General features: G+C 67.2%; 17 protein-coding genes. 5 read left to right on the top strand and 12 right to left on the bottom strand.

Going from position 1 to position 17,638, the window contains the following annotated elements; translation table 11 throughout:
• Nucleotides 1–54: 54 nt before the first annotated feature.
• Nucleotides 55–1,335: a serine--tRNA ligase gene (gene serS, locus QFZ23_RS02745; RefSeq protein ID WP_306920413.1), complete on the bottom strand. Its 1,281-nt coding sequence runs from the start codon at nucleotides 1,333–1,335 to the stop codon at nucleotides 55–57.
• Between the two features lie 55 nt (nucleotides 1,336–1,390).
• On the opposite strand from serS, the gene QFZ23_RS02740 reads away from it, so the two are divergent.
• Nucleotides 1,391–2,458 carry a diacylglycerol/lipid kinase family protein gene (locus QFZ23_RS02740; RefSeq protein WP_306920412.1) on the top strand — a complete coding sequence of 356 codons (1,068 nt, stop codon included), beginning with the start codon at nucleotides 1,391–1,393 and terminating at the stop codon, nucleotides 2,456–2,458.
• Here the strand turns inward: QFZ23_RS02740 and QFZ23_RS02735 are convergent.
• The 3 genes from QFZ23_RS02735 to QFZ23_RS02725 form a co-directional block, all read right to left on the bottom strand.
• Nucleotides 2,450–2,656 (bottom strand): hypothetical protein, encoded by a 207-nt coding sequence (locus QFZ23_RS02735; RefSeq protein ID WP_306920411.1) that lies wholly within the window; start codon nucleotides 2,654–2,656, stop codon nucleotides 2,450–2,452. The two genes, QFZ23_RS02740 and QFZ23_RS02735, sit on opposite strands and share 9 nt — an antisense overlap.
• Before the next feature lie 92 nt (nucleotides 2,657–2,748).
• Nucleotides 2,749–3,729, bottom strand: coding sequence for a prephenate dehydratase (gene pheA, locus QFZ23_RS02730; protein ID WP_306920410.1), 981 nt, complete (start codon nucleotides 3,727–3,729; stop codon nucleotides 2,749–2,751).
• A 70-nt stretch (nucleotides 3,730–3,799) separates the two neighbouring features.
• On the bottom strand, nucleotides 3,800–4,126 hold the full coding sequence (locus QFZ23_RS02725) for a rhodanese-like domain-containing protein (RefSeq protein ID WP_306920409.1): 327 nt from the start codon (nucleotides 4,124–4,126) through the stop codon (nucleotides 3,800–3,802).
• A 140-nt stretch (nucleotides 4,127–4,266) separates the two neighbouring features.
• Between QFZ23_RS02725 and QFZ23_RS02720 the strand changes: the two genes are divergently transcribed.
• Entirely contained in the window at nucleotides 4,267–5,697 is a 1,431-nt protein-coding gene (locus QFZ23_RS02720; protein ID WP_306926625.1) for an amidase, read from the top strand.
• 30 nt (nucleotides 5,698–5,727) lie between these two features.
• Here QFZ23_RS02720 and QFZ23_RS02715 read toward each other — a convergent pair whose 3' ends face one another.
• Nucleotides 5,728–6,261 (bottom strand): DUF4190 domain-containing protein, encoded by a 534-nt coding sequence (locus QFZ23_RS02715; RefSeq protein WP_306920408.1) that lies wholly within the window; start codon nucleotides 6,259–6,261, stop codon nucleotides 5,728–5,730.
• An 88-nt stretch (nucleotides 6,262–6,349) separates the two neighbouring features.
• Nucleotides 6,350–7,105 carry a nuclease-related domain-containing protein gene (locus QFZ23_RS02710; protein WP_306920407.1) on the bottom strand — a complete coding sequence of 252 codons (756 nt, stop codon included), beginning with the start codon at nucleotides 7,103–7,105 and terminating at the stop codon, nucleotides 6,350–6,352.
• Between the two features lie 595 nt (nucleotides 7,106–7,700).
• Here QFZ23_RS02710 and pgm point away from each other — a divergent pair.
• The gene (gene pgm / locus QFZ23_RS02705) at nucleotides 7,701–9,362 is read left to right on the top strand and encodes a phosphoglucomutase (alpha-D-glucose-1,6-bisphosphate-dependent) (protein ID WP_306920406.1); all 1,662 of its coding nucleotides are present in this window, start codon (nucleotides 7,701–7,703) and stop codon (nucleotides 9,360–9,362) included.
• 287 nt (nucleotides 9,363–9,649) lie between these two features.
• Here pgm and QFZ23_RS02700 read toward each other — a convergent pair whose 3' ends face one another.
• Nucleotides 9,650–10,255, bottom strand: a complete 606-nt coding sequence (locus QFZ23_RS02700) for a malonic semialdehyde reductase (protein ID WP_306920405.1) — start codon at nucleotides 10,253–10,255, stop codon at nucleotides 9,650–9,652.
• Between the two features lie 277 nt (nucleotides 10,256–10,532).
• Between QFZ23_RS02700 and QFZ23_RS02695 the strand changes: the two genes are divergently transcribed.
• A complete protein-coding gene (locus QFZ23_RS02695; protein WP_306920404.1) occupies nucleotides 10,533–11,885 on the top strand; it encodes a uracil-xanthine permease family protein in 1,353 nt (450 codons plus the stop codon).
• 123 nt (nucleotides 11,886–12,008) lie between these two features.
• On the opposite strand, the gene QFZ23_RS02690 is transcribed toward QFZ23_RS02695, so the two are convergent.
• The gene (locus QFZ23_RS02690) at nucleotides 12,009–12,557 is read right to left on the bottom strand and encodes a hypothetical protein (protein WP_306920403.1); all 549 of its coding nucleotides are present in this window, start codon (nucleotides 12,555–12,557) and stop codon (nucleotides 12,009–12,011) included.
• Between the two features lie 60 nt (nucleotides 12,558–12,617).
• Entirely contained in the window at nucleotides 12,618–13,517 is a 900-nt protein-coding gene (locus QFZ23_RS02685; RefSeq protein WP_306920402.1) for an SDR family oxidoreductase, read from the bottom strand.
• A gap of 178 nt (nucleotides 13,518–13,695) precedes the next feature.
• Between QFZ23_RS02685 and QFZ23_RS02680 the strand changes: the two genes are divergently transcribed.
• Nucleotides 13,696–14,193, top strand: a complete 498-nt coding sequence (locus tag QFZ23_RS02680) for a DUF6328 family protein (protein ID WP_306920401.1) — start codon at nucleotides 13,696–13,698, stop codon at nucleotides 14,191–14,193.
• An 8-nt stretch (nucleotides 14,194–14,201) separates the two neighbouring features.
• Here the strand turns inward: QFZ23_RS02680 and QFZ23_RS02675 are convergent, their stop codons facing one another.
• Genes QFZ23_RS02675 through QFZ23_RS02665 form a run of 3 tightly spaced genes read right to left on the bottom strand, consistent with a single transcriptional unit; the run spans nucleotide 14,202 to nucleotide 17,499 of the window.
• On the bottom strand, nucleotides 14,202–15,326 hold the full coding sequence (locus tag QFZ23_RS02675) for a glycerate kinase (RefSeq protein ID WP_306920400.1): 1,125 nt from the start codon (nucleotides 15,324–15,326) through the stop codon (nucleotides 14,202–14,204).
• Nucleotides 15,327–15,380: 54 nt separating this feature from the next.
• Nucleotides 15,381–17,243, bottom strand: a complete 1,863-nt coding sequence (locus QFZ23_RS02670; RefSeq protein WP_306920399.1) for a thiamine pyrophosphate-requiring protein — start codon at nucleotides 17,241–17,243, stop codon at nucleotides 15,381–15,383.
• Between the two features lie 28 nt (nucleotides 17,244–17,271).
• A complete protein-coding gene (locus QFZ23_RS02665) occupies nucleotides 17,272–17,499 on the bottom strand; it encodes a DUF6480 family protein (RefSeq protein WP_306920398.1) in 228 nt (75 codons plus the stop codon).
• Nucleotides 17,500–17,638: the final 139 nt, after the last annotated feature.

The raw sequence follows: 17,638 nt of genomic DNA, 5'->3' as shown, positions 1-17,638 counted from the left end.
AATACCCACAGGTTGTCCCCGGTGTGAGTATTTACCCAGGGGGTGGAATCGGGCTTAGAGAACCGGAAGAACCTGCAGCCCGCCGAGGTACTTCTGCAGGGCCGCCGGCACGTTGACCGAGCCGTCAGCGTTCTGGTGGTGTTCCAGGAGGGCCACGATCCAGCGTGTGGTTGCCAGCGTGCCGTTGAGCGTTGCCACCGCACGGGTCCCCTTGGGGCCGCCGTCCTCGCTGAACACTCTCTCACGAATGTTCAGGCGGCGCGCCTGGAAGGTGGTGCAGTTGGACGTGGAGGTCAGCTCACGGTAAGCGCCCTGCGTGGGGACCCACGCTTCGCAGTCGAACTTACGGGCCGCGGACATGCCGAGGTCGCCGGCGGCGGTGTCGATCACACGGTACGGAAGCTCGCACTTGGCCAGCATCTGCTCTTCCCAAGCCAGCAGACGCTCATGCTCGGCTGCAGCCTCTTCCACCGTGGTGTAGATGAACATCTCCACCTTGTTGAACTGGTGGACGCGGATGATCCCGCGGGTGTCCTTGCCGTGCGAGCCGGCCTCGCGGCGGTAGCAGGAGCTCTGGCCGGCGAAACGGATGGGCCCTGCGGAGAGGTCCAGGATCTCGTCTGCGTGGTACCCGGCAAGGGGCACCTCCGAGGTGCCCACAAGGTAAAGGTCATCCTCTGCGAGACGGTAGATCTCGGCGTCGTGCTTTACATCGAACCCGGTGCCTTGCATGGTCTCCGGGCGTACGAGCGTGGGGGTGATCATGGGGATGAAGCCAGCCTCGATGGCCTGGTCCATGGCCATCTGCAGCAAGGCCATTTCCAGCCGGGCCCCCACGCCGCGGAGGAAGTAGAAGCGCGCCCCGGAGACCTTGGCGCCGCGCTCCATGTCGATCGCGCCGATCAGCTCACCGATCTCGAGGTGGTCGCGGGGCTCGAAATCAGGGAATTCGCGCGGCGTGCCCACGGTCTTGACCACAACGTAGTCGTCCTCGCCGCCTGCCGGCACGCCGTCTTCGATGAGATTGGGAATGGTGCGCAGCAGTTCTTCCTGCTTGGCCTGGGCGGCGTCGGCCTCGGCCGAGGCAGCCTTCACAGCGCCCGCGAGTTCGCGGACCTCCGCGAGCAGCGCCTGTTTTTCCTCGCCCTTGGCCTGCGCCACCTTCTTGCCGAACGCGTTCTGTTCGGCGCGCAGGTTTTCGAAGCTGATCAGTGCTGTGCGGCGAGCAGCGTCTGCGTCGATGATCGCGTCCACCAGGGTTTCGTCCGCACCGCGGGCGCGCTGGCTGGCGCGGAACTTGTCCGGATTTTCGCTGAGGTCTTTTACGTCGATCACCAGACAAGGGTATCGAATCTGCGGGACACTCCGGGCGGGATAGTGTTGGAGCACCATGAGCGACCTGCTTCTTTACGTCCTGATCGCTGTAGCCTTGGCTTTCGCCGTCTCCAGCTGGTGGGGAGTGCGCAGGCTGAAGGCCCTGCATGTCCGCAGCGCCGTACGGGAAGAGGCTCACGAACACGGCCTGGAACGCCAGCGCGTGGCCGTCATCCTCAACCCCATCAAGGCCAAGGCCGGTGAAGCCCGCGCCACCATCCAGCGCGCCTGCCTGGCCGCCGGCTGGGAAGAGCCCCGCTTCTTCGAAACAACGCCGGATGACCCCGGCCACTCACAGGTCCGGGCGGCGCTGGAGTACGGGGCCGACGTCGTCCTTGTGGGCGGCGGCGACGGTACAGTGCGGGTGGCGGCTGAGGCTCTGGCCCATACCGGCGTGGCGATGGGCCTGGTCCCCCTCGGCACCGGGAACCTGTTGGCCCGCAACGTGGACCTCGACGTCTATGACCTGTTCGGCAATATCCAGACCGCGCTCTTCGGCCACCAGCGGTTCATCGACACGGCGCGGATGGAAATCGAAAACTCCCACACCGGCCACTCCTCAAGCCACTCGTTCCTCGTCATCGCCGGCATTGGCATGGACGCCGAGGTGGTGGGCGACACGAACGATGGCCTCAAGCGCGCCGTCGGCTGGCTCGCGTACACGGAAGCGGGGGTCCGTCACCTCCCCGGGCGCAGGAAAAAAGTCGCCATCTCGCTGGATGACCAGCCGGACCAGTCCAGGAAGGTCCGCAGCATCCTGTTTGCCAACTGCGGCCTGGTTCCGGGCGGCATCGACTTCATCCCCCAGGCCATGATCGACGACGGGATGCTGGACGTGGTGGTCATGAGCCCCCGCAGCGCCGTGGGCTGGCTGGCGATGTACGCCAAGATCCTGTTCAAGCACAAGCGGCATCTGCCCGTCATGAGCGTCTACCGCTCCGTCAAGGCGGTCATCAAATGCCCCGAACCCATGCCCACCCAGCTCGACGGCGACACGTCGGGTGATGCCACAAAGGTGACAGTGCAGGTGGAGCCGAGATCGCTGCTGGTGCGCGTCAGGGAAGAAGCCGCGCGCCTAGGCTAATCGTGCGTGCTTGGCGGACTCTGCAGCGGCCTTGGCGGCTGCCCGGGCTTCGGACTGTTCGCGGATCATGGCCTGTTCCTCTTCGAAGCGCAGGCGGTCCGCGCGGTCGGCATCGTCCCCGTCCCAGTCCTGGTTCTCAGCTGTGGGCTTGGGATTGACGATCATTCCCTGGCCGTCATTGTCATTCTTGTCCGACATGACCCGCTCCCTTCGTTGGGGCCATCCCTTTGTTGATCATGCAAGCATACGCACAGCAACAGGGGCAGGGAAGTGCCCCGAGAGGCATTTATCTACGCTGACGGCGAAGCTTCCACCGGTGACTCCGAGCCCAGGGAGTCGCCGGCGAGTATCCCTTTGACCCATGCATGCGCCGCCTGGAATGCCTCGTCGGACGTGTGCTCCGGCACCACGGGAGCCTGCGCATCGGCACGGCCGTAAGAACCAAGGAATCGTGTGGCGGGGCTGATGCGGTGCAGGCCGGCGAGGGCGTCGGCCACCCGCGCATCGCCTACGTGGCCGTCGGCGTCGATGCTGAAGAAGTAGTGCCCCAGGTACTGCCCCGTAGGCCGGGACTCGATGCGGCTCAGATTCACGCCGCGGGTGGCGAACTGGTCCAGGATTTCCATCAGGGCGCCCGGCCGGTCCTCGGGAAGGGGCACCACGACCGTTGTCTTGTCCGCGCCGGTCCGGGCCGGCAGGACGCCCGGACGGCTGACCAGGATGAACCGGGTCACGGCCCCGGGATTGTCACCGATGTTCTCGGCCAGCACCTGCAGCCCCGGCTGCTCCGCGGCAACTATCGGCGCGCAGATGGCGGCGTCGTAGTGCGCGCCATCCTCCAGCAGGCCCATCGCAGCAGCTGCCGTGGACGAACCGGGAATGTATTCTGCGCCGGGAATATGCTCGTCCACCCACAGGCGGCACTGCGCCCAGGCGTGCCCGTGCGTGGAGATCCGGCGGATCTGGGAAAGCTCGACGCCGGGCCGCGCCACCAGCACGAAGCTGATGGGCACGAGGGCCTCGCGGATGATCCTCAGTTCCTGTCCCGTAGCAATGGCATCCAGGGTGGCCGTGACGCCGCCTTCCACCGAGTTTTCGATAGGCACCATCGCTGCGTCGGCCGATCCGTCCCGCACCCTGTCCAGCGCCGCATTGACGTTGGAGGAGGGGATGCGAACGGACTCTGCAGCATCCGGAACCTGCAGGAGCGCCGCCTCCGTGAACGTGCCCTCGGGGCCGAGGAAGGTGTAGGTGCGGCGGGCGGAGGACATGGATATTCCTTTGCGGGGATGGGCAGGGCAGGGCGAACGCTGGCCGGGGGAACGGCCTAAGTGGGAACTGCTACAGAACCACGGGCTTGAGGCCGTTGTCGGACACCAGCGGTTTGCCGGATTCCAGCCACTGGTCCATGCCGCCGGCCACGTTCACCGCGGAGTAGCCCTGGCCTACCAGCCATTGCGCGGCGCGGAAGGAGCGCCCGCCAGTCCGGCAGATGACATACAGGTCCTCGTCCGGGTCGAGGTCGTTCAGGCGCCCGGGCAACTGGTCCAGGGGGATATGCAGGGCACCTTCAGCGTGCCCGGCGGACCATTCGTAGTCCTCCCGCACGTCCAAAATGGTGGCGTCCGCGGGGACGTCCTTCACGGTGACGGTATCGAAGTCGCTCATGGGAGTCCTCTCCTTGGCCTCAAGCTCTCAGCTCCAGCGTATCGCCAGCGCAGCACCCCGCACCCTTCGGCCAGCACAGGTTACGCTGGTCCGAAGCCCGCGAGCCGCCGCAAAGGAGCACAGTGTCCGCCCCACACCACCTGGCTGACATCCACCGCCTGCCGGCCCTGCAGCTTAGGGCCGCGCTGCGTTCCGGAGAGGTCTCCGCCCGCGAAGTCACGGCCCATTTCCTGGCGCGGATCGAGGAATCGAACCCGCGGCTGGGCGCCTTCATCACCGTCACCGGGCCGAGGGCGATGGCCGAGGCCGCCGCCGCAGACGTCCTGTTCGCCCGGCGTCGTCCGAACCAGGCGCTGCCGCCGCTGCACGGGATGCCGGTAGCGTTCAAGGACCTCACCGATGTTGCCGGCGTGGTCACCACCCACGGCAGCGCAGCACTGGACCGGCGTCCCGCACCGGCCGACGGCGCCCTGGCCGCAGCGCTCAGGGGCGCCGGTGCCATCTCCCTCGGCAAGACACAGGTACCTGAATTCGGGCTGACGGCTTACAGCGAAAACCGCATCGCACCGCCGTCGCGCAATCCGTACGCCCTGAGCAGGAGCTCGGGCGGTTCCTCCGGCGGCAGCGCCGCTGCCGTGGCGGCGGGGCTGGTGCCGTTCGCGCCGGGGACCGACGGCGGCGGGTCGATCCGGATCCCGGCGGCGGCGTGCGGCCTGCTGGGCCTGAAGCCCGGCAGGGGCGTGGTCCCGGCGGGTGAAAGCAGCGGGGATCCCGCCGGCCTGGTGGTGGCCGGACCACTGGCGCGCTCCGCGGCCGACGCCGCACTGCTGCTCGATGTCCTGGCCCCCAACGGTCCGGGAAAACCGGACGGAGCGGGCTACCTGGACGCCATTGGCCGCCCGCCTGCTTCGCTGCGGATCGGCGTCAGCCTGGACAGCCCGTGGGGTGGGATCTTCCCGTTCACCCCGGATCCGGAGGCACTGGACGCCCTGGACGCCGGCATCCGGCTGCTCACCGCGGCCGGGCACCACGTCGCCGAGACTGAGATCCGTTACGACAACCGTTACCCCGACGCGTTCACCACCGCCTGGACGGCAGGCGTGGGTGCGGCCCGGATCGCGCCGCACCGCGAGGCCCTGCTGACGCCGCTGACGCGCACCTTCCGGCGGCGCGCGCAGCAGCGGAGCGCCGCCAAGCTCAATGAATGCCTCGCGTTCCTGCGGCAATTTGAGCGCGACACGCTGGCACAGTATTCGGCCTGGGACCTGGTCCTGACACCGGCGCTGGCCCAGACGCCGCGTCCGGTGGGCTGGTTCACGGGGTCGGGCCACGGGGACGGCAGGTGGCCGTCCCCGGAATGGGCTGGCGACGCCGACGGCGACTACCGGAGGCAGTGCGAGTTCGCACCATGGTCGTCCATGGTCAATGTGTGCGGCCTACCGGCTATCAGCATTCCCGTGCACTGGACCGGCGGCAGCCCCGGAGCGGGACTGCCGATGGGCATCCAGCTGATTGGGCGGCCCGGCTCAGAGGCACTGCTCCTGCAGGTGGCAGCCCAGCTGGGGTTCTAGGTTGGGGTTCTAGGCAGGGGTATTGGCCGGTCAGATGGTGCTGGACGTGCTGGCGACGCTCGCCAGGATGGTGAGTCCCACGATCGCGAGGACGGTCAGGACCAGGCCAAGGTACCCCATCACCAGGCCGGCAATGGCGAAGCCTCGCCCCGATGGTTCACGCCGCAGCGCCAGGTGGCCAAGGATCACGGCGGCCAGCTGCGGCAGGATGAAGAACCCGAAGCCCAGGTAGACGGCGATGCCGCAGCACAGGCTGGCAATGCTCAGACCCTTCGGCTGGGGTGGCGCGCCGTAGTACGACGGCTGGCCGTACGGACTGGCATACGCCTGACTGTATTGCTGGCCATACTGGTAGCCGTACTGCTGGCCATAGGGGCCGGCCGGCTTGCTGTGCTGCTGGCTGGCGTCGCCGTACTGCCCGGCATACTGCTGGCCGGGCGGTGTGTACAGTGGCGGATCGTACAGTGGCGGAGCCGGGATATCCGGGCCCTGGGTACCGTGCGACGAATGGTGGTGGGTGTCCGGTGTCGGCTCGTCGCCGAATCCGGGACGCTGCTCTGTCATGGAAATCCCCTCATGTGGTCCTCAACAGAACATTACCGCCGCCACCACGACAATGGCTCGGGAAGGCGGATCATTTGGGATGCCCGGCTCACTTGGGAAGCCACTCCCACAACAGCCATAGGAGCGGCGCCAGCAAGGCCGCGGAAACGATGCCCGCCACGAGCGACCTTCCCACGACGCGCAGCACGGTGCCCGGGCGCCGGTCCCGGCCGTACAGGTAATGCGGCGAAACGGGACGCCTGTGGACGGGGTGCCTCTGCACGGAGCGCCGGAGCGCTGCCCCGGACCTGGCCGGGGCGTCTGTTTTCAGGTCGTCCGTGCCCGGGCGGCCCGTGGCTCGGCCCTCTGCGTGCGGGCGGTACACAGGGTTGCGGAAGGCGCCGGCTTCCGGCACCTGCGGACGGGTGAGGAGTTGCCCAAGCTGTGCATAGAGCAACAGGGCCGAAGGGGCATCCAGCACGTCCGGCAGGTCGGTCACGGCGGCCGCGAGGCAGTCGATTCCCCGCACCTCGATGCCCGAACCCGTGGTGCCCCGCAGTTCCGGCTGGGCCGTGAGGCAGATCAGGGAGCGGACCAGCCTCCGCCATGGCGGCGGCAGGACCGCAGCCACCGCGGCTGCCTGCGCCAGCGCCGTCTCCACCGCCGGGAACCGGTCATGACCGTTCTGCCGAAGGGCGCCATCAACGACATCGACGTGGCCGGACCAGTTCTTGGCGTTGACCACCAGCACACCGCCTGGTCCCACCAGGACGTGCTCCAGCCGGGCCAGCGGGCGGCCGGGCCAATGGACGTCGTGCATGAGGAACCAGCCGTTTGTCCCCAACCGGGCAAGCCTTTCGGCCACCAGATGGCTGCTTTGCTCCGCACCAACAAGACCAGTACCAGCAGTGCCGGCACCATGGTCCGCGCCGCCTCTACCGGCAGGGCCAGCGCCGTCAACAGAGCCCCCGCGAATGGGGGCGAGGTCACGCTTCAGCCGCGCGATCCGTTCAGAGGCGAGCCTCGTCCGTTCGAATGCTGCATCTCCAGCCCCCATTGTTCACCTCTGCATTGCTCGCTCGTCTTCCAATTGACCGGCCCAATTCAACCGAACCAAATCATCCGGCCGTAAATGCCCCGGCCCGAAAAGCCGGACAAATTGCCGGTGCCAACGGGCCGAATTTCCCGCCAGCGGATGGCACGGCTGAAATTCAGCCACAGGCTTCCGGGACGTTTCCGCTGGTCCGGACGCCCGGCGTCGTACATGGCACCGGGGCGTTCCTGCCGTTTGAACGTAACAGCCCCCGCAGGGGCGGGTATATAAGTACTTTTCCGGCACTACTCAGTTTCTTATCCGGATAAATGCAAGTAGCCGGAGGAATTGATGACATTCTGCGTCACAGGGGCCGGATTCCGGACACTCCGTGTTGCCCTTCGCCGTCGTCTGGCATGCTGGTGCCATGGCTAGCCGAGCGGGCACAGTTGCCCAACCCCAAGACCTTGTCGACCTGACCGCACTGCTCGACGCGTACTACGACGTCAAACCTGACTTGGGGGATCCCGGCCAACGCGTGGCCTTCGGAACCTCCGGGCACCGCGGGTCAAGCCTGAAAGCGTCCTTCAATGAAGGGCATATCGTGGCGATCACGCAGGCGATCGTGGAGTACCGCGCCGGACAGGGCATCACCGGCCCGCTGTTCCTGGCCAAGGACACCCACGGACTGAGCGAGCCGGCGCAGAACTCCGCCCTTGAGGTGCTGGCCGCAAACGGCGTGAACGTCCTCATCGACGCGCGGCACGGCTACACCCCCACACCGGCGCTGAGCCACGCCATCCTCACGTACAACCGCAACGCCCCGGCCGGAGCCCCTCAGGCTGACGGCATTGTTGTTACCCCGAGCCACAACCCGCCGGCCGACGGCGGCTTCAAGTACAACCCTCCGCACGGCGGCCCGGCCGACACCGACGCAACGGGCTGGATCGCCAACCGCGCCAACGAGCTGCTGGAGAACGGCCTCCGCGGTGTGAAGCGGATTCCGCTGGCCCAGGCCCTCGAGGCCGAAACCACCGGAAAGTTCGATTTCCTGAGCAGCTACGTGGACGACCTGCCGTCCGTCCTGAACCTGGACGCCATTCGCGAAGCGGGAGTCCGGATCGGGGCCGACCCCATGGGCGGCGCATCCGTGGACTACTGGGGCGAGATCGGCGAACGCCACCAGCTGAACCTCACGGTGGTCAACCCCACGGTGGACCCGCAGTGGGCCTTCATGACCCTGGACTGGGACGAGAAGATCCGGATGGACTGCTCCTCCCCGTCGGCCATGGCCTCGCTCATCAACCGGATGAGTGTCGGTGCGGACGGGTCCGCCGCTTTCGACGTCGCCACCGGGAATGACGCCGACGCCGACCGGCACGGCATCGTTACCCCTGACGGCGGCCTGATGAACCCCAACCACTACCTCGCGGTGGCCATCGACTACCTGTACCGCAACCGCAGCGGCTGGAACCCGAACTCCGTTGTGGGCAAGACCCTCGTGTCCTCATCGATCATCGACCGCGTGGCGGGCGGCCTGGGCCGCAAGCTCGTAGAGGTGCCCGTGGGCTTCAAATGGTTTGTCCCCGGCCTGCTCTCCGGCGAAGGTGCTTTCGGCGGCGAGGAATCGGCCGGCGCCTCGTTCAACAAGCGCGACGGCAGCGTCTGGACCACGGACAAGGACGGCATCCTGCTGGCGCTGCTGGCTTCGGAGATCACTGCTGTCACCGGCAAGTCGCCGTCCCAGCTCTACAAGGGCCTCACCGACCAGTTCGGCGCGCCCGTCTATGCACGAATCGACGCCGCCGCCACCCGGGACCAGAAGGCGGCGCTGGGCAAGCTGTCGCCGGAGGACGTCACCGCCACTGAGCTGGCCGGCGAGACGATCACGGCGAAGCTGACCAAGGCGCCCGGCAACGGCGCCTCCATCGGCGGCCTGAAGGTGGTCACCGAGAACGCGTGGTTCGCGGCCCGCCCCTCCGGCACCGAGGACGTCTACAAGATCTACGCGGAGTCCTTCAAGGGCGCCGACCACCTCAAGCAGGTCCAGGCCGAAGCCAAGGCGCTGGTGGACGGGGTCATCTCCTAGGCCCGCCAGGGAATTTACCCGCAGGGAATTCACGCGGCCCGCCAGGAACCAGGAAAGCGCCGGGTGGCATGAGCCATCCGGCGCTTTCCTGCTGCTGTCCGCGCGCATGTTCCGTCAGGACGGACCGGCCCAAGAAGTCCAAACAGGACTAATATTGGAATTGGCCCGGATGCATGCCTTGCAGTTCTGAACTGCAAAAATACTGTCCCGAATGCCTCCGGAATGTCCCCCATATTGCCGGAGGCATTCCGCGTCCGCGGCACTTGGCGGTGCAGTACCCGGGACGCTTAGACCGTGCGGACGACGTCTTCGTAAGCGAACTTGGGCTTCGCTTCACCCCAGGCCTCGGGGCCGGGCTGGCCGATGTTCACCACCAGGAAGCTCTTCTGGTCACCTGCCGGGAAGAACTCGGCGTCGATGGCAGGGAAGTCCGCACCGGTCATCGGGCCGGCGGCGAAGCCGAGCGAGCGGACGGCCAGGATGAAGTAGCCGGCCTGCAGGTGGGCGTTGTTGTTGCCCGTGGAGGTGGCCAGATCCGGGGAGGCGTCGTACATGGCCTTGGGGGCGTTGTAGCCGGGGAGGAAGTTGTCCCACTGCTCCTGCCAGGCGGTGTCGTAGCTGAGGATCGCCACCAGGGGCGCGGAGGCCGTCTTGGCCCGGTTGCCCGAGGACAGCGTGGCCACGAGCTTGGCGCGGGCCTCCTCCGAGCGCACATAGGTGACGCGCAGCGGCTGGGAGTTGAAGGCCGTGGGGCCGAACTTGGTCAGTTCGTAGATGGCGCGGGCCTGTTGCTCGCTGACTTCACCGGTGAAGGCGTTGGCGGTGCGGGCTTCGGCGAAGATGGCGTCCACGGCGGCGGAATCGATCACTGCTTCTTCATGGGCGATTGTCATTCGCGCCCCTTTCACTAGGCCGACGCCGCTTGCGGCGTTGGGCAGTCCGGTTACTTGCGGTGGTTCAGTTGCTTTCGTTGGCTTCAACCGGATTCAGCGGCACGCTCTTCCCGGAACGGCCAATTAGCCAGCGTGACGTTTGACACACCGGGTGCCCCTCGCTTGCTGGACACAGTGCAGGCCGGAAGCCCTCTCGTGCCCGCGTCCGGCGGGGTATTCTTGCTCCTGAAGATTCAGCCCGGCGAGCGGGCAAACTCCCTCTCCGAAAGGCCCGCCAATGAGCATGCTCGGAATCAACTGGAAGCTGCACGGCAACGGCAAGGCAGTGCGTCCGGGCGAGGTGGTGGCTCCGGGCGAACGGCTCGCGTGGCCACTGACCATCGGCGTGGGGATGCAGCACGTTGTGGCCATGTTCGGCGCCACCTTCCTGGTGCCGATCATCACCGGAATGCCGCCGGCCACCACGCTCTTCTTCTCCGGCATCGGCACGCTACTGTTCCTCGTGATCACCCAGGGCCGCGTTCCCAGCTACCTCGGGTCAAGCTTTGCGTTCATCGCCCCCATCACGGCGTCCCAGCAGCAGTTCGGCGTGCCCGGGGCGCTGGGCGGCGTGGTGCTGGCCGGAGCCGGCCTCGCCGTGATCGGTGCGATCGTGCACAAGTTCGGCGCCGGCTGGATCAACCGGCTGATGCCGCCGATTGTCACCGGCGCCATCGTGGCCCTGATTGGGCTCAACCTGGCTCCGGCCGCCAAGAACAACTTCGACGCCGCCCCCGTGACAGCACTTATCACGCTGGTGACCATCATCGTGGTGAGCGTCCTGTTCCGCGGGATCTTTGGCCGCCTCAGCATCCTGGTGGGCGTGGTGGTGGGCTACCTTGTGGCCATGCTCCGGGGCGAGGTGGACTACTCCAAAATGGACGCCGCCGTGTGGGTGGGCCTTCCCCATTTCCAGACCCCCGAGTTCCACCTCGGCGTGGTGGGCCTGTTCGTTCCTGTGGTCCTGGTCCTCGTGGCGGAGAACATCGGCCATGTTAAGTCCGTGTCCGCCATGACCGGCCAGAACCTGGACGGGGTCTCCGGCCGTGCCCTGATGGCCGACGGCGCCGCCACGGTGCTCGCCGGCTTCGGCGGCGGCTCAGGCACCACCACCTATGCGGAAAACATCGGCGTCATGGCGGCCACCAAGGTCTACTCCACGGCTGCTTACTGGGTGGCCGGCGTCTTCGCCATCCTGCTGAGCTTCTCGCCGAAGTTCGGCGAGCTGATCGCCACTGTTCCGCCCGGCGTGCTGGGGGGCGCGGCAACCATGCTGTACGGCATGATTGGCATCCTCGGTGTGAAGATCTGGGTCCAGAACAAGGTCAACTTTTCGAACCCGGTCAACCTGACCACGGCCGCGGTCTCCCTCATCATCGGCATCGCCGACTACGCCTGGACCGTCGGGGACCTGAAGTTCACGGGCATCGCGCTCGGGTCTGCCGCAGCCCTGGTGATTTACCACGGCATGAGGGCCATTGCGAAGGCGCGCGGCACGGCTGCCGAGCCCGAGACCGAGCAGCAGGGCCTGCCGCCGGCCGCCAAGGCGGCCATCAACGCCGCAGCGAAGAGGCAGCCCAAGAAGCGCTAGGAATTCCTGCACCACTTTCGGGACTTTGGCCCAATCGGCAAGGCCGCGGCGCCCCTGTTTCAGAGGGGTGCCGCGGCCTTGCCGTTTCACATTGGTGCAAATATGCGGCTCGGGCCGCAATGGCTATCCGGCGTCGAACGTTTCGTCGTCGTCGTTGGGTGACTTTTCCTTCGGCAGGTCGTTCCCGCTGCCGTCCGGAATGCCCGCGGCCTCTTGCCCGGGTTCCGAGGAGAACTGCCCGGCGCCGGATTCGTCTGCGTTGCCTTCGTCGATTTCGGCGTCCGCCGAGGGCACGGCCGTGTCCCCGTCCTCGGCGCCGGCCCCCGGCGAGGCGTCCGGGTCGCGCGGCAACGGCGACTCACCCGGGACAGGCTCAAAGCCGGGCTCGCTGCTTTCGGTCTCGGCGTGCAGCTGATCGTCCGTCCCGCCGAAGCGTCCTGCTCCGGGTTCGCCGGAGCTGTCCTGGTCCTCCTCGGCGAAGTGGCTAAGGTTCGGCGTGCCGGTCTGGAAGGTCTCTCCCTCGGGGCTGTTCTGGTTCAGGCCCGCGGCGTCGAAGTCTTCCTCTTCCCGGGGCTGGGCAAACTGCTGGCCGCCGGCTTCCTGTTCCGCGGTGGGCGTGCCGTAGCCTCCCACTTCCTCTTCGGGGGCTGCGTGCTGGTTGTCCTGGCTCATCTGTTCCTCCTGCTTGGTGGGGAATTGTTTGGCTGGGAATTGCTGGCATTGCGGGAAAAATCAAAGGCCCTTGCCGCCGGTGACGGGAACCACCGCCCCGGACATGTACGAACCGGCGTCGGACGCCAGCAGAACGTAGGCCGGGGCGAGCTCGGCGGGCTGCCCGGCGCGCTGCAAGGGTGTGTCCTGACCGAATTTGGGCAGCTTGTCCGGCCATTCGGTGGCAGGGATGAGCGGCGTCCAGATGGGCCCGGGCGCCACGGCGTTGACGCGGATCCCCTTGGGCCCCAGTTCCTGGGCGAGGGCTTTGGTGAAGGCCACCTGGGCCGCCTTGGTCATGGCGCAGTCAATGAGCCCGGGAGACGGATTGAATGCCTGGATGGAGGCCGTGGTGATGATCGAGGCACCCGCCTTCAGGTGCGGCACCGCTGCCCGGGCAGTCCACAGCAGCGAGTACAGATTGGTCTTGAAGACGCGGTCGAATTCCTCCGTGGGCAGGGTCTCAAGGCTGTCGCGGTTCTTCTGGTAGGCGGCATTGAGCACCACAACATCGAGCCGGCCGAACTCGGTAACAGCATCATCGACTATCGCCGTGCTGAAGTCCTCGTTCCTGCCGTCACCGGCGAGGAGCAGAGCCCGCCGGCCGGCCTTGCGGATCCATTCGGCAGTGTCCTGCGCGTCGTCCTCCTCTTCGGGAAGATAGGAAATGGCGACGTCGGCCCCCTCGCGTGCGAAGGCGATGGCCACCGCTTTGCCGATGCCGGAGTCGCCGCCTGTGATAAGCGCCGCCTTGCCCTCCAGCGCTCCGCTTCCCTCGTAACTCAGCTCACCGTGGTCCGGCTGGGGATCCATCGGGGCGGTCAGGCCCGGCTGCTTCTGTTCCTGCCTTGGAAAGGGCCCGGAATGATACGTCCCGCGGGGATCCCCGGGCTGGTCAGGCTGCTTGGCTGGGTCGGTCATTGTCCACCTGCTCACATTGTCGGGCTGCCGGTTGTTCGAACCTAACGCAGGTTTGAGGAGCAAGTCCACCACCTGGCACAAAGACTAGTCAGCAAACTTAGTATTTATTGAATTGGGGCAGACTTGAGCCTAGGTTTGGAGCAAGCACGCCCGCAGCGGGCCAGACAGAGGAGGGTTCATGATCGATCCGGAAGCCCTGGCTGGCAGCGGCAGAAACGAGACCCGCGAGGAGCAGCTGGACCGGAACTGGATGGAACTGATCCAGGAGCTGCGTGTCCTGCAGACCGGCGTCCAGATCCTGGCCGGCTTCCTGCTGACGTTGCCGTTCCAGCAGCGTTTTGAAACACTCGATGATTTCCAGGTCACGCTCTACCTCGTCAACGTGGCCCTCGCCGCACTGACCACGGCGTTCATCCTCCTGCCGGTCAGCGTCCACCGCCGGCTGTTCCGGAAGCGGCTCAAAGCCACCCTCGTGGCCAGCGCTGACAACATCACCAAGATCGCCCTCGGCGGCGTGGCGGCCCTGAGCGTGGGGACCGCCGCCTTGGTGTTCGACGTTACAGCCGGTCGCACCGTCGGCCTCACCGCGGGCGGCGTGCTCTTGGCCGTGCTGGCCATCCTCCTGGCCTATGTCCCCGTGCACCTGCACCGGAGGGCCAAAAGGGCGGGAGACTGAGCTGACGCTCAGGCCCCTTCCAGCACCTGGCGAGTTGCCCACGCGAGGTATTTGCCGGCGTCGGAGATGGCATCCTGCGGGCTGGGCGCGACGTCCAGCAGCTGCGCCGCAGCCACCACACCGTGTTCGGCCAGCTCCTCCGGCGTGACCAGAATGCGTCCCGCCACCGCGACCACCGGAATGCCGCGCTCGCGGGCGGCCTCCGCGAGCGCGATCGGGGCCTTGCCGGTGAGCGACTGGGAGTCCATAGAGCCCTCGCCGGTGATCACCAGGTCGGCGTCGGCAAGCTTCTCGGCCAGCCCCGTCAGGGCGGCAACCAGTGCGAATCCGCCTTCGAGCGTCGCCTGGGTGAATGCCAGGAACGACGCCGGGAAGCCGCCGGCGGCGCCGGCGCCCGGAACGTTGACGTCCCGGCCCGTCGCTTCCCGGAGGAGGGACGCCCAGTTGCGCAGCCCGGCGTCGAGCTTCTCAATAGCGTCGTCGTCTGCGCCCTTCTGGCGGCCGAAGACGTGCGCGGCACCGGCAGTGCCGTAGAGCGGGCTCTGGACATCGACGGCGATCCGGAACCTGACAGCGGACAGCCGCGGATCCAGCCCGGTGACATCCAGGGAAACGGCGTCGGACAGTGAACCGCCACCCAGCGGCACCACGTTCCCCGCGGCGTCGAGCGGCTTCAGGCCCAGGGCGCGCAGGGCGCCGCTGCCGCCGTCGGTCATGGCCGAGCCGCCGACGCCCAGCACGATTTCCGTGGCCCCGGCGTCCAGGGCAGCGGCAATGAGCTGCCCGCAGCCGTAACTGTGTGCCCGCAGGGAGTTCTCCGGGGTGGGCTCCATGTGGGCCAGACCGGAAGCCTGCGCCGTCTCGATGACAGCGGTGGTGGCGCCGGACTGGTCCTTCCGGAGCGCCCAGGCGGCGCCAAGCGGGGCCAGGATGGGACCGACAACGGCATTGATCCTTTCCTCGTAGCCGGCGGCGACGGCGGCTTCGAGGGTTCCCTCGCCGCCGTCGGCCACCGGAAACTGGGTGGTCACGGCGTCGGGATAGACGCGGAGTGCACCCTCGGCCATGGCGGCGGCGGCTTCGACGGCGGTCAGTGATCCCTTGAATTTGTCAGGGGCGATGAGAATACGCATGGCACCATCCTGCCATTACCTCGCGGGAATGCGCTTGCCTGCTGCGTCATACAGTCAGGTTTGGGACGCTTCCTGGCCCGCATAGGTGTCCAGCAACGCCGCCGCACCCTCCCCGGATTCGCCTTCCTCGGAGAGCGCGGACCGCATGCCGTCCAGCTTTTCCGCTCCCGCCGGGAACGGCGGCAGTAGTGGCACGTCCGGGTCGGTCAGGACCTCGATCACCACCGGGCGTTCAGCCGCGAGCGCCCGGTCCCATGCACTGGCCAGCTGCTCCGGGGAGTCAACCCGAATGCCGGTCAGCCCCAGCAGCTCCGCGTATCCGGCGTAGGGAAAGTCCGGGATTTCCTGGCTGGCCGGGAACCGTGGCTCGGACTCGGTTTCCCGCTGCTCCCACGTGACCTCCGCCAGATCACGGTTGTTGAAGACGCACACCACGAAGCGTGGGTCAGACCACTGCCGCCAGCGGTGTGCGACGGTGACCAGCTCGGCGATCCCGGCCATCTGCATCGCACCGTCGCCGGCCAGGGCCACCACGGGCCTGTCCGGCCGGGCCAGCTTGGCCGCGATCCCGTACGGAACCGAGCAGCCCATGCTGGCGAGAGTCCCCGAAAGGTGCGCCGGCACCCCCTCCGGAAGGGTCAGCTGACGGGCATACCAGTAAACGCAACTCCCGACGTCGACACTCACCTGGGCGTTGCGCGGCAGCCGGCCGCTGAGCTCGCGGACCACGAGCTCCGGGTTGACGGGCTTGGCCGGAACGCGGGAGCGCTCCTCGGCGAGAGACCGCCAGCTGCGGACCTGCTCCTCCACGTCCGCCCGCCACTGCTTGCGGGCCCCTGCCTCTGGTGGGCCGCCTGGTTGCCCTCCGGCGCCGTTCAGCAGTTCCGCGAGCCTGGCAAGGGTTTCGGCGGCATCGCCCACGAGGCCCACTTCAACGGGGTAGCGGTTTCCGACCTTCCGGCCATCGATGTCCACCTGCACAGCCCGGGCAGCGCCGGGTTTCGGATAGAACTCGGTCCACGGGTCGTTGGAGCCGATGATCAGAAGTGTGTCGCAGTTCCCCATCAGGTGGGCGCTGGCGGTGGAACCGAGGTGCCCCATGGTGCCGGCCGCGAACGGCAGCGTCTCATCCATGTACGGCTTTCCCAGGAGGCTGGTGGTGATGCCGGCGTCCAGCTGCTGCGCCAGTGCGATCACCTCGGCCTGGGCGCTCTTCGCGCCCTGCCCCACCAAGAATGCCACCTTGCTGCCGGCCCCCAGTACCTCGGCGGCCCTGGCCAGGTCATCATCGTGGGGCAGCACCCGGGCGGGCTGCCATTCCGGCGCGGTGACGATGATGCCGTGTTCCTGGTCGAGCTCGGGGGCCGGGGCCTTCTGGATGTCGTGCGGCACAATCACAACGCACGGAGTGCGGGTTTCGAGGGCCGTGCGGAAGGCGCGGTCCAGAACCATGGGAAGCTGCTCCGGGGTGCTGACCATCTGCGCGAACTGGGCCGCCACATCCTTGAAGAGCGTGAGCAGGTCGATTTCCTGCATGTAGGCCGAGCCCAGCACGCTCCGGCTCTGCTGGCCTATGATGGCCACCACCGGGACGCTGTCCAGCTTGGCGTCGTAGAGCCCGTTCAGGAGGTGCACAGCGCCCGGACCCTGCGTGGACGTCACCACGCCCACCTGTGCGGTGTATTTGGCGTGCCCGACGGCCATGAACGCCGCCGTTTCCTCATGCCGGGCCTGGACGAATTCGACGCCGGCTCCCGCGTCAGCGCTATCGGCTGCGCCGCCGCTGCGGCCCTCGGTGCTGCGGCGCAGCGCGCCCATAAAACCGTTGATGCCGTCCCCGCTGTAGCCGAAGACCCTGTTGACGCCCCAGGCTTTGAGGCGCTCCACCATCACGTCGGCAACCAGCCGGTCAGCCATCGCGCACTCCTTCTGATAGTCGTCCTACTTATTCGTCGTGCCCCTGGTCGCCGCTCATCTGGTCTTCGGCGGGCGGCGTCTCGCCGGGCGGCACTCCCCCGCCGGGCTCAAGACCCGTGACGTTGCCTTCCAAGGGGTCGGGGTTGGGCGTAGCGGCCGAATCCCCGCTGGCTGTGCCCTTTGTCTTGGCTTCATCTGCCCTGGCGGCGTCCCGGTCCGGGTTGGCCGGGTCATTTTCGGGGTGGTAGGTGCTCATGGTCCTGCGGTCCTCCTTGGAACTAGTACGCCGGCGTGGCGACGGACTTCGGTGACGGACTCATGCTGCCGCGGTCCGGCAACACTGGACTAATTGTAAGCATGCTGATAATTCTGGAACAGTCAGATGCCGCACAGTC

Origin of the sequence: Arthrobacter globiformis (assembly GCF_030818015.1) — a bacterium.
In the GTDB taxonomy this organism is placed as follows: Bacteria; Actinomycetota; Actinomycetes; order Actinomycetales; family Micrococcaceae; genus Arthrobacter; species Arthrobacter globiformis_C.
The sequence above is the reverse complement of the archived record's forward strand: the minus strand, read 5'-3'. Positions and strand labels throughout refer to the sequence as shown.